This is a genomic window from Streptomyces sp. NPDC025651, from assembly GCF_055558735.1.
The window spans coordinates 891,912-905,970 of the sequence record NZ_JBVHLZ010000001.1 but is presented as its reverse complement, the minus strand read 5'-3'; the positions used below and the strand labels follow the sequence as shown (position 1 = coordinate 905,970).

The following is a 14,059-nucleotide window of genomic DNA, read 5'->3' as shown; positions in this document are numbered from 1 at the left end:
CTTATGCGATGCGCGTCAGGCGCAGCCATGAGTCGGTGTAGACGGTGGTGGCGGTGCCGCCCGAGTTGCCCTGCGACCACTGCAGCGCGTAAGTGCCGCCCGTTCCCTGGACGCGGAGCGTCGCGGCGAGGAGCACGCTGTACTCCCCCGCCGCCGAGGTGGTGCCGCTGAAATTCCGGGGCTGCGCCACGTCGTTGGTCTCGGTACGGATGCTGTAGCCGCTGGTGGACTGGCCTGTGGTGCCAAGGCCCATGCCGTGACCGGTCCACTCCCCCAGCGCCCCAGAGGGCACGGCCCAGTCGATGGTGATATCGAGGTCCACCAGCGCCGAGTATTTGATCCAGCCGTCCACGACGTAGGTCGCGTTCGCGGCGACGGCGAATGCCAGGTGCGGGTCGTCGGCAGGGGTGGCGTTGTTGGTGCGTGAGGTGTCGCTCGTTTTCAGGGCAACGCGGGTCTGCCCAATGGCGAGGTCGGCCGTGGCGGTGCGGCCTGCGGCCAGCCAGTTCCCGGAGGAGGACTGAGTGATGACTATGAGGTCGCCAGCGGCAGGGTGGACGTAGGTCTCCAGCTGACGGGCGGTGATGCCGTCGGTGGTGAGGATGGTGCCGTCCCCATTGACAGTCTGCACCGTGGCGAGGCGCCAGTCCGAGCCCCGCACGCTCGGAGTGCTGGCCCCCGCGTCGACGGCTTGCTTCTGGAGAGCGTCAGCGAGCTGACGGACGCTGCCGAAGGACGACTTCATCCGTCCTCCTTCGCCGAGATCGTGGTGATCGGGAAGTCGCCGCCCGTGTCCAGCGGCACCGAGAAGCTCTGAATCTGGTGAAGCTCGCGGGTGCCGTCGGGGTGGATGACACGGATGATGTCACCGCACTCGAGTGCCGGGTTCGGTAGCGACGAGAAGTCCCCTGATGCGTTGGGGGCCTTGCCTGCAGCGAGCTTGAGGTTCGCGGCCTGGGCGCAGGCATCGACGGTGGTGAGGGTGCTGGAGCTGTAGAAGTCGGGCCGGCGCCCATAAGGTCCGCCCCAGTACGTCGGCGAGGTCGGGTCGCTGTCCGTGGCCAGGTAGGAGACAGGGGCGACGTTCTCCTCAGTGTTCTCGCCGCGGGCCAAGATGCCGTTGAACACCTTGTCGGACGTCATGGCGCGGCTTCCCTGCACGTACACGCCGCCGTCCCCGGCAGCCACCTCCCAGGCCGCAGCGGTGGTCAGGAGGTCGGGCAGGGTAGCGATGACGAAGACCCCGTCGGCGTTTGTGTAGCACTCGGCGCCGGCCGCCGCCACGATCTCCTGCACGGCCGCCCAGGGGTCGGCTTCAACATCGAAGGTCCTGGCCCCGATAGGGCTGTCGACGATGGTCGAGATGACGTCGGCGGTGGGCAGTGAGCGCTGGATGAGGGCGGCGGCGGCGCCGACGACGGTCCCGGTCGCCTTCCACGGCTCGGTGAGTTTGTCGTCGGCGACGCATGCCTCGAGCGACTTGCCCTGCAGCGTGACCGGTCCGTCCAGGGGGTCTCCGTCGACACTGTCGAGCCGGAACACACCGAGCGGCACCAGCTCTTGGGAACCGTCTCCGTATGTGACGCCGCGGGCGATCCGCAGCCGGGCCCCGTAGGTGGCGAGCTCGTCGGCGGGTGTGCGCGGAATGAGGGAGACGTCTGCAGTGGTGACAGTGCACGTGCGGCGGATGGCTTGCCCGCGGTCGACCGGCACGGAGCCGCCGGTGTGCTCGAGCTCGACCACCGAACCGTCGGTCTTGAACAGCTTCACCTCGGTCGCCGGGATGTGCGCTTCGGCGAGACGGGGCAGGAATCTGTCGCTCGTGGGGTACACGGATCACCCCATTCGCTGGTCGAGGAGGACGTCCTCCCAGGTGGCGTATGTGGTCAGAAGGTCACCCCAGGTGTCGAATTCGGAGAGAATGTCCTGCCACGTGCGGCCTGCGGAGCCGCCAAGCCCTGTGGTGACGGGCATGTCCGTCTCGGTCAGCGGTAGTGTCCAGGCCCGCCACAGCTCCATCGCAGTGCCGCCGACCCGGGCCTCGGTGACCTGGGCCACGGTGACGTACATGTCGGCGACGCCCATGCCCGGCACGGCTTGCCACAGCAGGGTGTTACCGGAGTCCAGGAGCCAGTGCAGGGCGGCCCGTTCGTCGTCCGATCGGGTCCACAGCGTCAGCTCGCCCTCCAGACCGCCGCGGATTCCTGAGAGGGTGACGGCGTTCCTGCGGCCCTTGACGCGGTAGACGGTCTGATCGATGGGACGTTGCCAGTCCGGCGCCCGCTGCACCATCACCCTGAGGTTGCGCTGCGGGTTGCCCGGGTCTTTGAGCCAGGCCAAGTTGGGGTCTCCGCCAGTGATGGTCACGGTGTCGGACGTGCGGGTGCTCGGCGTCGTGGCGCCGTCGGGCCACAGTTCGATCCTGTAGCGCACGGGCACGCCGAGAGGTGCTTCGTAGTCCTCGATGACCATCAGGTCGGAGGTGATGTCCGTCTTGTCGAGCAGGCCTGACGGCCCGCGGACCAGGGCGCGGGAGCCGTCGGGTCCTTCGCGGTAGACGGTGATGGACTGGCCGACGGTGAGTTCCCGCAGGGTCAGGGTGATGCTGGCCGTCTCGTCGACCACTTCGACCGCGGTGAGCGGCAGCGCCTGCCACAGAGCGGCCACGTCGACATACATCGCCGAGGTGGTGGTCCCGGCGGTGAGGGTGAGCTCGATGGCTCCCTGGGTGGCGTTGGCGGGCACGCTGGCGTCGGTGGACATGGCGTACCAGCTGGCGCCGGGGAACGTGTAATTGGTGCCGCCCGTCACCCCGAGATCTGCGTTGGCCGCGTCGTACCAGCGGACCTTGACGTTCACGGTCCAGGAGCCCGCGCCGAGGGTGGCGAGGATCTGCGCCCGGTAGCTGGTCCCCACGCCGCCCGGGGCTGCGAAGCGTCCGGAGCGCACCACGCTGGCGGTGGCCGTGGCCGACGTGACCGACAGGGAGTACGAGCCGTCGAATGCGGTCTGCCCCCAGGGAGTGGAGCGGGCGATGACCGCCACCCCGGACGGCCGTGTCCACCCTGCGACGCCCTGCTCGAACGACCCGTCCGCGTAGGGAAGGACCGTGCCCGCCACCAGCATCGGCGCGACCGCGACGACCGCACCCTCCAGGCGCAACACCTGCCCGGCCGAAGCGCCGTTGACGCCCGCCGCGATACCGCAGGTCGCGGCATTCGCCGGAGCGATGGCCGAGGCGCGTTGCCGGTACCAGCCGGATCCCGGCGTGGGCGAGACGAGACTGGAGCGGGTGGCGCTGATCTGGTTGCCGTTGGCGTCGTAGTAGCGGAGCTCGATCCAGGCATCCGCCAGCAGCGTCGGAGGGTTGAGGTAGGCGTAAGCCAGATAGTCAGTTCCCGGCGTGACAACGGGACGGTCCGCAGTGACGGCTGCCGCATTGCCTGCACCGGTCGCGGTGACGGCAATGGTGTGCCCGCCGGCGAGGTAATTGTCGACCGCCCATGACACAGCCGGAACCTGGCGGGTGACGGACGCGTTGACCTCGGCCGTCCACCCTGAGGCGTCGATCTCTGCGCTCTCGGTGCCGAACGCGAACAGGTTGCCGACCGTGCGGATCGGCAGCCCCAGATAGACGTTCTCCCAGTACTGGTTGACCAGTCCAGCGGCCGGGGTGGACGACAGCAGCACCTGAGCCTGTGTCGCACCGGCAGGCGCCATCCCCGCGACACCGACCCGGTGCCAGCCCGACGATGCGGTCGCCGTGGAAAGCGACCACGTCACCGAGACCTCGGTGTTGGTGGCGGTGAGCCAGCGGATTCCGATCCGCTCGGGAACAACCCCGGCTGCGTCGGCAAACGTCTGGTACGTCGTGCCTGCGCTGACGGGGTAGGAGGAGACGGTGCGGGCCTGCATCTCGCCCGCCGCGATGCTCTTGACGACGAGGCAGCCGTCCCCGTTTCGGCCGCCTGTCCCTTTGGTGAGCGTGCAGTTCAACTTGCTCGTCCAGCCGGAGTTGTTCGGGTCGACGGACTCGGTCGTCTGGCTGAGCAAGTTGCCGGGAATCGCCACGTCTCACCTCCGGCCTACGGTCAGCGTGGTGGTGAGCTCGGACATCGTCTGCTGGACCTCGCCCCGGACGTGTCCGAGGAACGCACCGCTGTCGAGGTAGAGGTCACCCTCGAAGGAGCCGCCACCCGCGGACGGGGATGCGGCGATCCGCATCAGGGCGTTGGCCTGCGACGGCGTGAACACCGGCTCGGGCCTGCCGGTGCCGTTGTAGGCCAGGTTGAGGCCAGGCTGGAGGTAGCCGCCCTGGTCGTACCAGTGCGGCGACCTGGACAGCCACTTGGAGTAGGCGCGGGCCGGGCTGCCGTAGTCCGGGCGGCCCTTGATGTAGCCGAGCCCCCAGCGGATCTGGGTCTTGTAGTTCGTCAGATAGTCGGCGCCCGCCGACCTCATCTTGGACGCGGGCAGCGATTGCGGGATGCCGTAGGCGCCAGATGACGCGTTGAGGGCGTCCCAGCGCCAGTTGGACTCTCCTTGCCACAACTTCTTGAGGGGACCGAACTGCGAGGGCCCCCAGCCGTAGCGGCCGAGGATGGACTTGGCGTAGCGCTGGGCGGCGCCGACGGCCGCGCTGGTGAAGCCTCCTCCTCCACCGCTGGTGAGGAACGGCATCGGGTCGACCGGGGTGCCGTTCCGGCGGGCTTCCAGGTGGAGGTGCGGACCGGTGGTGTTTCCGGTGTTGCCGACCTTGCCGATGCGGGCTCCGCGGTTCACGTGTGTGTTGAGCTTGGTGAGGATCGCCGACATGTGGGCGTAGAAGCTCGACAGGCCACCGCCGTGGTTGATCTCGACGTGCTTTCCGTAAGGACCACCAGAGGCGACTCGTGAGACCGTGCCGTCAGAGACGGCGCGGATTGCTGCACCGACGGAGGCCGGGATGTCCAGGCCGGTGTGGTAGCCGGATGCCCACATCGAGCCCTTCTTGCCAAAGCGCGTGCCGTATTTGCCGTTCACCGGCTTGAGCCACTCGGCTCCTCCGCCGCCTCCGGAGAACATCGACGACACCGCGTCGACAATCTTGTCCTTGAGCCCAGAGATCATCTTCAGCGGGAACTTGCCGATCGCGGAGCCCCACTTACCGGCGGACTTCACCCCCTTGGCGATCTTCCCAACGATGGGCTTGACCAGCTTCGTCCACACCTTCGAGGGGTGGGCGATCAGGTCGGCGCCCGCCTTGGCCCAGTCGATGCCCTTACCGACGACGTCGCCAACGGTGTCCTTCGTCCAGTCCCAGGCGCCGCCGATCTTGCCGAGGATGCCGCCGTCCTCCATGAGGCGAGTGCCCGCTGCAGCGTGCAAAGCCAGGGCTCGGTTCCGGTACTTGGGGTCCGTGGGGATCACGAACTCCGGGAAGCGGGGGTTGCCCTCTCCGACGATCGCAGTCGGCTTGTTGGTCTTCATCGGCCGAGCCGGACCGAAGCCATCGCCGACAGTGCCGCCGCGAGCAAGGAGTTTCGGGGCATCAGGGAGTTTCCCGAGGCCGACGAATCCGGCGACCTTGTCCCACACGGCCTTGATGCCCTTGGTGTACACCCACTTGATCACGAAGTTCACGGGCGCTGCCGTAATCGACCTGATCTTCCCAAAGGCTCGGCCGATCGCATCCTTCGCCGTCCCGAACGCCCGGCCGACGAGCCGCACCGCTTCCTTGATCCGGTCGAAGGCAGGCTTCAGCCCGCGGTTGTACAGCCACTTCGCCCGGTCAGCGATCCCGCTGAAGATCGGCCGGATGGCCTTGTCGAACAGCCACTTCGCCACATCGCCGATACCGCGGAAAGCAGGGCGCAGAGCCCTGTCATACAGCCACTTCCCGATCCGGCCGACGAACTGGAACGACGCGACGATCCCGCTGGCCGTGGGCTTGATAGCGCTGCGGTACAACCATCCAGCCACTGCGGCGATGCCGTGGAAGGCGGGCTTGACGGCCTTCTCGTACAGCCACTTCCCGGTCGCACCGATGCCACGGAACGCGGGGCCCAGCGCGACCCGCCACAGCCACGTTCCCGCCGCGCCGGCCGCCCGGAACGCAATCACGATCGGGGCGACCATCAAGGTGACGACGACTGCGACGAGGATCCGCGCGGCCAACGAGATGCCGTCGAACGCAGGCTTGATCGCCGACCGCCAGAGCCAGGTCGCCCAGCGGCCCACCGTCTGCGCCCCGCCGACGATGCCGTCGAACGTCGGCTTCAGGACCGCATTCCAGGCTGCCAGGGCCGCGGTCTGGATACCGCGCCAGGCAGCCTGCACGCCCTCCCGGAACCAGGAGAAGTGCTTGTACGCGTAGACGACCGCTGCGACGAGAGCGACGATCCCGATGATGATCAGCGTGATCGGGTTCGCTGACATCACCGTGTTGAACAGGATCATCGCGAGGGTCCACAGACGCGTCGCGATGTACGCGAGATACATGCCCTGGATCAGCCACGGCAGGGTCTGCGCGATCGAGGCGAGACCACGGGCCAGCGCGCCGAGGATCTGCAGGATCGGGCCCGACAAGGGCTCCAGGGCGCGGGCCACCTGGTAGAACGCGGAGCTGATGTCCCCGATCGCAGCGGCCACGACGGGCCCCTGAATCGCCGCGTAGGCGAGGAACCGCTCGAACGCCGGGGAGCCCTTGAGGCCGGTGGCCCAGGCTGCGAACCGGCCGGTGATGGCCTGCATCCGTGTCGAGATGGAGTCCATGTGCGGCAGGAAGGCCTGCACGATGCCGCCCATGCCCTTGAACAGGTTCGCGAAGGCGACACCCATGCCGATGATCGCTGGCTTCACGGCCCCAGCGAGATCGGTCTTGAACTCCTTCCAGCCCTCAGACTTGAAGCCGCGCGACGCCCGGTCCTGAAGGTCGCCGATCGCGTCCGCGGCAGCCTTCACGAACGGCGTCAGCCCCGGCAGCGAATTCTTCAGCCCGAGCAACGCCCGCGTGAAGATCGGCATGACCTGCGGCTGCAGACTCTTCGACCAGCCGCCGAACGCGCCCTTCAACGAGACGAACGCGTCGAACGTGCGCCTGGCGCTCGGCGTCAACTCGTCGAGCGTCGCCTGGTACTTGGCCTGCGCGACGGCAGCCTGATCGATGCCCCCGGCCGCGGACTGCGACGCGGAGGCGATCTGACGCTGAGCCGAAGCGATCGAGTCGGACGCGGACTGCTGCGCGGCGACCAGGGCGTCCTGGGCGCGGGCCACCGACCGGGCGCCGTCCTCCTGAACCTTGGTGACGTTGCGCTGCGACTCGGCGACCTTCTCCTGCGCCTGCGCGATGGCCGCCTGGTTCTGGACCTGCGTGCGGGCCGCTTCCTGCTGCGCCTTCGCCAACCCTGACTGCTGCGAGGCCACATCACGCTGGGCCGCAGCGAGACGCTCCTGAGCGGAGCGGACCGTGTCCGAGCCCTCCACCCCGGCCTTGTCCGCAGCCTTCTTCTGCTCCTTCAGACGGCCGGTCTCGACCTGCTGCTCTCGCAGCCGCTGGACGGCCTGGTCGTAGGCAAGCTGGGCACGCTTCTGGTCCAGGAGCGTCGCCTTCGCCCCGGCGGCCTGCGTGGCCAGCAGCCGGGTGCGGGCTTCCTCTACAGACAGGGCGGCGTCCCGCTCGGACAACTGGGCGTTCGTGAGCCGGTTGGAGAGGTCTTCCAGCTCAAGTGCCGCGTCCTTGCGGGCCTGCGTCAAGTCGAGTTGAGCCTGGCGGGCGGTCCGCTGCGCGTCGACGAGCGACTGTTCGGCCTGGGTGACACGTTCATTCGCGGACTGGGTACGGTCGGCGGCCTGCTGATAGGCGTCCGCGAGGTCCTGCCGGGCCCGCTTGACGGCCGCGGCAGCGTTGAGGTTGTTCTGCGCGGCCGTGCGCACCGCGTCGTCGATACCCTGCTCTGCCTGCCGGATGGCGCGGGCGGCATTGCGGTGCGCCGTCGCCAGGGCCTGCTGGGCCCCGGCCAATTGCAAGGCCTTCGACGCGCCCTGCCCGCTGGCCTGACCGCCCTTGATGGCCGAAGTCGCCGCCGCATCCTGCGCGGACTTCTGCGCCTGCAGGGCCTTGGCGATCCCCATGAACGCCGGCACAGCCACAGCGCCGAGCGCGCCAACACCGGCCCCGGCGGCAACAGCCGCCGAAGCGATGGCTCCGATGCCCGCCGCGAGGATCGGAATGGCGGGTATGGCCGCGACGGAGCCGAGCGCCACCGTCAGCTGGAAGATCGCGCCGAGTGCCGCGGAGTTGTCGACGTCGAAACGGAAGCTCTTCCGCTCATCGACGGCGGCAATGGCTGCCCGCACGGCCGCCAACTGCGTCAACGCAGACGCTGTATCCGCGCGCACCTGCACGTTCGGGTGCTTGGCGCCGAGACGCGTCAGGTCGGCCTCGATCAGCTTGATCTCGGCCTTCGCCGCCCCGGCATCGACATCGATGCCGATCCGCTTGTTCGCCAGGCGTTCCATCCGGGCGCGCAGCTCCTGGAGCTCCGCATCCGCCTCCGAGGTGTTGGCGTCGACCTGCAGTTTCGGCAGCGACCGGAAAGCTGCCTCGAGTCGGGTCTTCAGTGCCCGGGAGAACGCGCCCGCCGTTTCGTCCCCACCGCGCACAGCGGCGGGACGGGCGTTACGGCTGCCCTGGGTGACGCCATTGCGGATCGCATCCCGCAAGGAGGCGGTGATGCGGGCTGCGATCTGCTGCCCGATCTGCTCGCCGATCCGCAGGCCGACGTCCCCGACCTGCGCCTGCATGGCGGGGCCGAACGAGCGGCCCGCAGCGTTACCCGCGTCCTCACCGGCACGCGTCGCCGCCGGAACCAGGCCAGCACGGAGCCGGGAATAGATCCCCTGAGTGTTCGGGATGACGTCGACTTCGACGCTGCCGACCGTGATTGCCACGAGGGGCCTCCCCTCGCAGCGCTACGCGGCGCCTCCATTGATGAGCTGGAACAGGCGCTCAGCGGCCTGATCAGAAATCTTCGGCTTGGGCTTGCGTGGCTTCGCGCCCGGCCGGGCCGTGGGCTCCGGCGGATCAGGGCGGTCGCGCTTGTGCTCGGTGTTGGAGCAGATCGTCACGTACTCAAGTCGCCGGACAGCGTCGAGCACGGAGGCCGTCAGCTGCTCGAGCTGTGACCAACGGCCCTTCTCCGGCTCGCCCTTGTCCGCCTGCTCGGCGAGTTCCTCGTCGGTGAGCTGGTTCCGCAGCGCCGTCATGGTCGACGACTCGGGCGGCAGGTGCTGGATGAGGACCCGCAGCTGCCGCCACGTCATCGCCCCGCGATGCACGTCCAGGACGTCCCGCTGGTAGTAGCGCCACAGGTCGGCCTCTACCGCCTCTGCGTGCGCCTTGAGGACCTGTTGGGTCCATGCGATTTTCCCTGGCTCTCGCCGGACTTGGAGACAGCGTCCTCGACGAATGCCTCGAACTCGTCGTTGGTCGGGTCGACTTCGAAGTAGAGATCTAGGTCGTCCGGGTGGACGATCTTTTCGGCGAACGCCTCGAACAGGCCCTGCCTGAGATACCCCTGCCACGACTGCCGCCAGGCGCCTGGCGGGACTACACGGATATCCTCGTCAGCAAGGAGGGCGACCACAAAGTGGCCTCCTGCTTCGCGCTCTTGTGCCTCGGCGGCATCATCCTCGCCGAAGGCCTCGTCGGGCTCAACGACATCCCGAGCAACGGGGGCAGTCTTACGGGGCGGCCGGGCGGTGGTCTTCTTGCGGGCTGTTGCGGTCCTGGCGTTGGCAGCCATGGCGCGGGCCTCCTTCATCTGTGGCGCGGGCTGAGTGCAGAGGTGGACGGGCCGGGCCCGCGCCGGCTGGCAAAGCGGCCCGCCCACCAGTCAGAGAAGCTCAGGAGCCGGTGTAGTCGGGCGTCGCCGGGACCTTGTCCGTGTGGTAGACGGTGTTTCCTGCATCGTCCGGGTAGGCGGTGACGGTGATCTCGTAGCCGGACATCTCGTCCTGCTTGAACGTCACGTCACTGCGGTCCGAGACCTCGCCCTGAGGGACGTAGAAGCCCTTGGCGGTGTCGCCATCCATGACGAGGAACCACCACGCGCGACGATCCGGCACAGGCGACGCGGTCTCCGCGAAGGTCGTCAGCCCGGAGACGGGCTCAAGCTCAGCCGCCGGAATCCGGTACATGATCGACTGGACGGCGACGCGAGCCGTCTCCCACAGCGTCACCTTGAACGTCCGCACCGACTTGGTGATCTGCGTGCGGAACGGTGAGGTAAGGCCCCAGGGCGTGAACTCCTGGGAGTCCTCGTCGAAGCCGTAGGTCAGACCGTCGTCCGAGATCGCACCGAGCGGCTCCCACGGGGTAAGGGGTTGGACCAGCGGAGAGGCAGGCGCCGACGTGCCCGTGTCCGATACCCACCCCCCGCCGTTGGCTCCGATGACGGTGAGGTCCGCTGCGCGGGTGATGTTGACCATCGTTGTCTCCAGACATGCGTGAAGCCCGCGCACGGGCGGGAACTTGGGGTCCGGCGCGGGCCCGCAAACGGTCAGGAGACCGGGTGGCTGTAGATCTCGTAGGTGCCGCCAACGCGGCGAAGCGAGACGTTCTCGTAGGGGCGGACAGCGGGGCGGGAGACAGTCCCAGTACGACCGATCACGGCTGTCGCGCTGCGCGATCCACGAAGCTCCGTGAGGATCCAGCCGTGCAGTTCGCCCGCCAGCGCAATCGCCTCAGCCCTAGTGGGTGCGTAGACGTTGAAGTCGACGAGCGCGCGATCCAGCCGGAAACCATCGTCGCTGCCGCCCACCACTTCGATCTGGATGGTCGGCAATTCATCCAGCAGGTTGTTGTCGAGCTCGTCACGGACAACGGCCCGCTCTTCGAAGTGGGCCTGAGCGCGGCCGATGAGCTCCAGCTCGACGTCCACGGAACCGACGGCGGCCATCAGCGCCCACCAGCCTGTGCCGCGCGCAGCAATACGTGGTGGGCGGGCACCTTCTCGGTGCCGTACTCCACCCACCGCGCGTAGTACGCCGTGTTGGTGACCGTCGCCGTGGCACGGTCCTTGCGGCGGCCTCCACGCAGCGTGCTCGTCACACGGAAGCTGGCCTTGTAGTGACCCGGATGCGGGTCTGCCGCACCGCCGGCCGGGGCGATCGACTCGGCCACCGCCTTGATGAGTTCGGCGCGGCGAACCATCTCCACGCGGATCTTCTCGGAGCGCAGGAGCTGGCCGACACCCTTGTGGGACATTCTGAACCGTGCAGCCATGGCCACCTCCGATCGCTAGCCCGTCACGCGGTCGGCGGCGAACTGGATCGGGCCGCGGGTGCCGGTGAACGGATTCCGGCCCCAGTCGCCCGGCTCCCCGGTGATCTCGCAGGTCTCGCCGCGGATCCGTACCCGGTCGGTCGTGAGCCAGTCGGTGCCCGCGGGAGCGTACACAGTGAATCCGACGATGACGGTGTCCCTCGCCTGCTGCTCGTCCCCACCGACCTGCGGTGTGGACTGGCGCGGAGCCACAACGCAGCCCTTCACGGGCGTCTCCACGAGCGGGCCGGGAATCGGCTGCCCTCGCGGATCACGACCCGGCGACGGGCCGCGCCGCAGACGGATGACCGTCTCCCCGTAGGGGTAGGGGCCGGGCATCAGGCGTAACCCCAGCCCGGCTCGAACTCGTCGGCGAACCTTGCATCATCGACCGGCCACGTCGGCGACGGATCCGCCGTCTCCGGCGTCGGATCGACCGTGAAGGCGCCACCGCGCCCCGCCAGGGACTTAAGGGCCGACTTGTCGGCCTTCGTCAGATACAGGCCTCCCGAACCCGTCGGTCGCTGCACCGACATCGGGCCGATCGTCTCATAGGACACCTGTTGCGGATTGGTGTAGGCCCGGCCGGCGACCGACAGGACCACGGCCTCGGCGCCCTCCGGGAGGGGTTTGACCACCGTCTGGGCGAGGTTGACGGCCTGCCGGATCAGCAGCGCCGCCCGGTCCCCGAGGATCTCGGGCAGGTCCAGGTACAGGCCCAGATCCTCAGCGGTCGGCATCTCGAATGCCACGGGAGCCTCCTAGGCGGGCAGTGCCTCCACAGCTTGGCACCAGGCGGCGAGGTCGGCCGACGGGTCGAGTTCCGCTGAGCGGGATTTGGCGCGCTTGCTGGCGAGCCGGTACTCGGCGGCCGTTGCGAGCTTCCGAAGGACTGCCTCGTAGCCGTCGATGTCGGCCCGGTCCACGAAAATCCCGGCCTCACCGAGCGACTCGCACAGCCCCGCGGTGGGGTGCGCGACGACGGGAATGCCGGAGGCCAGCGCCTCACAGCCGGCCCGACCCCACGATTCGTAGGAGGACGGCATCAGCAGGATGCGGGTGCGGGCGTACACCTTCTCCCGCATGGACTGCCCGTCGACGTGCTCCACGATCTCGACGTTGGGCAGGTCCGGGAGAAGCTGCTCGCCGTAGGCACCGCGCACCGCAAGGAACTGCTGGTCCGGCATGCGGCGGGCCAGCGCGTCGAGCACCTTGCCGCCCTTCTCCAGATTGCAGTTGACCAGCGTGATCGCCTTGCCGGGCTTCGTCGCATAGTCCTCGGCGAACACCGGCGGACGCACGATCAGCGACCGCTCGGGGCGGATGGACTTCGGGTACTCGGCGAAGAACAACTCTGCCTCCCGCTCCATCCACAGCGAGTTGTAGACCGCCAGAGCGGTCCCGCCTGCCGCAACGTCACGGAGAGTGGGCCGGTGCGTGTTGTGGCAGACCACCACCAGCGGCTTGCCGTACCCGCGGGCCATCGACGCCGTAGACGGCACCGTCTCCAGATGCGCAAGCACCACATCCGCCCGGCGGATCGCCGACGGGAAGTCGAGCCGCGACTCCAGGGGAATGACCTCGATGCCGCGGTACTCGTACTCCTTGGAGGCCTTCCCGTAGCGGGACAGCCACACGGACACGTCGTGCCCGCGCTCCACCAGAGGGCGCAGCATCGACACGAGCATGTGCTCGGCGCCGGCGTTGTGCTCCGGTGGGAACGCGTGGAACCTGGCCACGACCTTCAGCGGCTTGGCCGTCCCGCCCGGCGCGGAAGCCGGGACGGCTGCCATCAGGACCCCGAAGGAGTGCCGGTGTACTTCACGAACGCGTCAGCGTCGCCCTGCACGTAGCCGTAGAACGCCTCGGCGAGCAGGAGCACCAGGTTCTCCTGGAACGCGGAGTGCACGCCGCCGTCTTCGTCGATGTACGTGGCCTCCTTGGAGATCCTTACGGTGATGTCCATGCCCACGCCGAACGCCGCCTGGGACCAGTCCCCGCCGATCGCCCGCAGGCCCGTGTCCGTCGACGCGGACTGACGGCGCTGCTTGCCCGACACGCTGCGCGAGTAAGCCAGCGGCTCACCGATCAGGGTGCCCGCCGCTGCCATGTCCGTGCCCGGCGTCTGCGTGTCCACCAGGATCGGACGGCCGGTCGTGTCGGTCGCCAGGAGCAGCTTGGGCTTCAGCCGGTGGTCGGCGACGGTCCCGGTGTAGTCCCAGTCGTCGTCGATGACCTCCTCCATGCCGGTCACCAGGTCGGCCCAGATGCCGCCCGTGCCCTGCGACGCGGTGCCCAGCGCCACCGAGTTGGAGGTCATGGCCAGGTAGTCGTCGAAGGGCCCGGTGGCGCCCTTCATCGTCTTGCCGTGGATGGCCGCGTGGTCGAAGGCCCGCGCGAACGCCGTCGGAAGGTCCTTCTGCAGCTGCGTCCACAGCCCGCCCGCGTTGGTCATGACGACCTCTTCGGCGACCGGGATCAGGACGGCGAGCTTCTTCGCCGTCATCTGCTTGACGTCGACGCCACCGCTCGACAGCGGCTTCTTCGCGGCCTGCCCGACCCAGTCGGCCGTCGGCACATCCATCGGGATCGGCACCGACGTCGTCGCGTCGATCGCCAGGGGTGCGCGACGCGCCAGCGTCATGATCGCGGACTGTTCGACCGACTTCTCGAAGATCGGCGCCGTGATCGTGCGCGGCAGAAGCGAAGCGTTGACATCGGACAGCTTGAGCGGGGCCGTAGCCACCATGATTG

General features: G+C 68.4%; 13 protein-coding genes. All 13 read right to left on the bottom strand.

Going from position 1 to position 14,059, the window contains the following annotated elements; all coding sequences use genetic code 11:
• Window position 1: 1 nt before the first annotated feature.
• Window positions 2–745: a hypothetical protein gene (locus ACZ4D5_RS04260; protein ID WP_467770785.1), complete on the bottom strand. Its 744-nt coding sequence runs from the start codon at window positions 743–745 to the stop codon at window positions 2–4.
• Window positions 742–1,770 carry a DUF5047 domain-containing protein gene (locus ACZ4D5_RS04255; protein WP_467770784.1) on the bottom strand — a complete coding sequence of 343 codons (1,029 nt, stop codon included), beginning with the start codon at window positions 1,768–1,770 and terminating at the stop codon, window positions 742–744. The genes ACZ4D5_RS04260 and ACZ4D5_RS04255 overlap by 4 nt, the downstream gene beginning before the upstream one ends.
• Window positions 1,771–1,836: 66 nt before the next feature.
• On the bottom strand, window positions 1,837–4,071 hold the full coding sequence (locus ACZ4D5_RS04250; RefSeq protein WP_467770783.1) for a hypothetical protein: 2,235 nt from the start codon (window positions 4,069–4,071) through the stop codon (window positions 1,837–1,839).
• 3 nt (window positions 4,072–4,074) lie between these two features.
• On the bottom strand, window positions 4,075–8,931 hold the full coding sequence (locus tag ACZ4D5_RS04245; protein ID WP_467770782.1) for an aggregation-promoting factor C-terminal-like domain-containing protein: 4,857 nt from the start codon (window positions 8,929–8,931) through the stop codon (window positions 4,075–4,077).
• Between the two features lie 21 nt (window positions 8,932–8,952).
• The gene (locus tag ACZ4D5_RS04240) at window positions 8,953–9,303 is read right to left on the bottom strand and encodes a hypothetical protein (protein WP_467770781.1); all 351 of its coding nucleotides are present in this window, start codon (window positions 9,301–9,303) and stop codon (window positions 8,953–8,955) included.
• A 56-nt stretch (window positions 9,304–9,359) separates the two neighbouring features.
• Window positions 9,360–9,785 (bottom strand): hypothetical protein, encoded by a 426-nt coding sequence (locus ACZ4D5_RS04235; RefSeq protein WP_467770780.1) that lies wholly within the window; start codon window positions 9,783–9,785, stop codon window positions 9,360–9,362.
• Between the two features lie 100 nt (window positions 9,786–9,885).
• Complete coding sequence (locus ACZ4D5_RS04230) at window positions 9,886–10,470, bottom strand: phage tail tube protein (RefSeq protein WP_467770779.1); 585 nt, start codon at window positions 10,468–10,470, stop codon at window positions 9,886–9,888.
• Window positions 10,471–10,541: 71 nt separating this feature from the next.
• Window positions 10,542–10,940, bottom strand: a complete 399-nt coding sequence (locus tag ACZ4D5_RS04225; RefSeq protein WP_467770778.1) for a phage tail termination protein — start codon at window positions 10,938–10,940, stop codon at window positions 10,542–10,544.
• The gene (locus ACZ4D5_RS04220) at window positions 10,940–11,266 is read right to left on the bottom strand and encodes an HK97 gp10 family phage protein (protein ID WP_467770777.1); all 327 of its coding nucleotides are present in this window, start codon (window positions 11,264–11,266) and stop codon (window positions 10,940–10,942) included. Before ACZ4D5_RS04220 ends, ACZ4D5_RS04225 begins: the two co-directional genes overlap by 1 nt.
• Window positions 11,267–11,281: 15 nt before the next feature.
• Entirely contained in the window at window positions 11,282–11,533 is a 252-nt protein-coding gene (locus ACZ4D5_RS04215) for a hypothetical protein (RefSeq protein WP_467770776.1), read from the bottom strand.
• Window positions 11,534–11,643: 110 nt separating this feature from the next.
• The gene (locus tag ACZ4D5_RS04210) at window positions 11,644–12,057 is read right to left on the bottom strand and encodes a hypothetical protein (RefSeq protein WP_467770775.1); all 414 of its coding nucleotides are present in this window, start codon (window positions 12,055–12,057) and stop codon (window positions 11,644–11,646) included.
• Between the two features lie 9 nt (window positions 12,058–12,066).
• The gene (locus tag ACZ4D5_RS04205) at window positions 12,067–13,098 is read right to left on the bottom strand and encodes a glycosyltransferase family 4 protein (protein ID WP_467770774.1); all 1,032 of its coding nucleotides are present in this window, start codon (window positions 13,096–13,098) and stop codon (window positions 12,067–12,069) included.
• Window positions 13,098–14,054, bottom strand: a complete 957-nt coding sequence (locus tag ACZ4D5_RS04200) for a phage major capsid protein (protein ID WP_467770773.1) — start codon at window positions 14,052–14,054, stop codon at window positions 13,098–13,100. The genes ACZ4D5_RS04205 and ACZ4D5_RS04200 overlap by 1 nt, the downstream gene beginning before the upstream one ends.
• Window positions 14,055–14,059: the final 5 nt, after the last annotated feature.

Bases quoted from the DNA above. Each gene is read 5' to 3' on its own strand.
- ACZ4D5_RS04220 (WP_467770777.1), bottom strand. From the start codon at position 11,266: ATGGCTGCACGGTTCAGAATGTCCCACAAGGGTGTCGGCCAGCTCCTG.
- ACZ4D5_RS04200 (WP_467770773.1), bottom strand. From the start codon at position 14,054: ATGGTGGCTACGGCCCCGCTCAAGCTGTCCGATGTCAACGCTTCGCTT.
- ACZ4D5_RS04230 (WP_467770779.1), bottom strand. From the start codon at position 10,470: ATGGTCAACATCACCCGCGCAGCGGACCTCACCGTCATCGGAGCCAAC.
- ACZ4D5_RS04240 (WP_467770781.1), bottom strand. From the start codon at position 9,303: ATGACGTGGCGGCAGCTGCGGGTCCTCATCCAGCACCTGCCGCCCGAG.
- ACZ4D5_RS04260 (WP_467770785.1), bottom strand. From the start codon at position 745: ATGAAGTCGTCCTTCGGCAGCGTCCGTCAGCTCGCTGACGCTCTCCAG.
- ACZ4D5_RS04205 (WP_467770774.1), bottom strand. From the start codon at position 13,098: ATGGCAGCCGTCCCGGCTTCCGCGCCGGGCGGGACGGCCAAGCCGCTG.
- ACZ4D5_RS04235 (WP_467770780.1), bottom strand. From the start codon at position 9,785: ATGGCTGCCAACGCCAGGACCGCAACAGCCCGCAAGAAGACCACCGCC.
- ACZ4D5_RS04225 (WP_467770778.1), bottom strand. From the start codon at position 10,940: ATGGCCGCCGTCGGTTCCGTGGACGTCGAGCTGGAGCTCATCGGCCGC.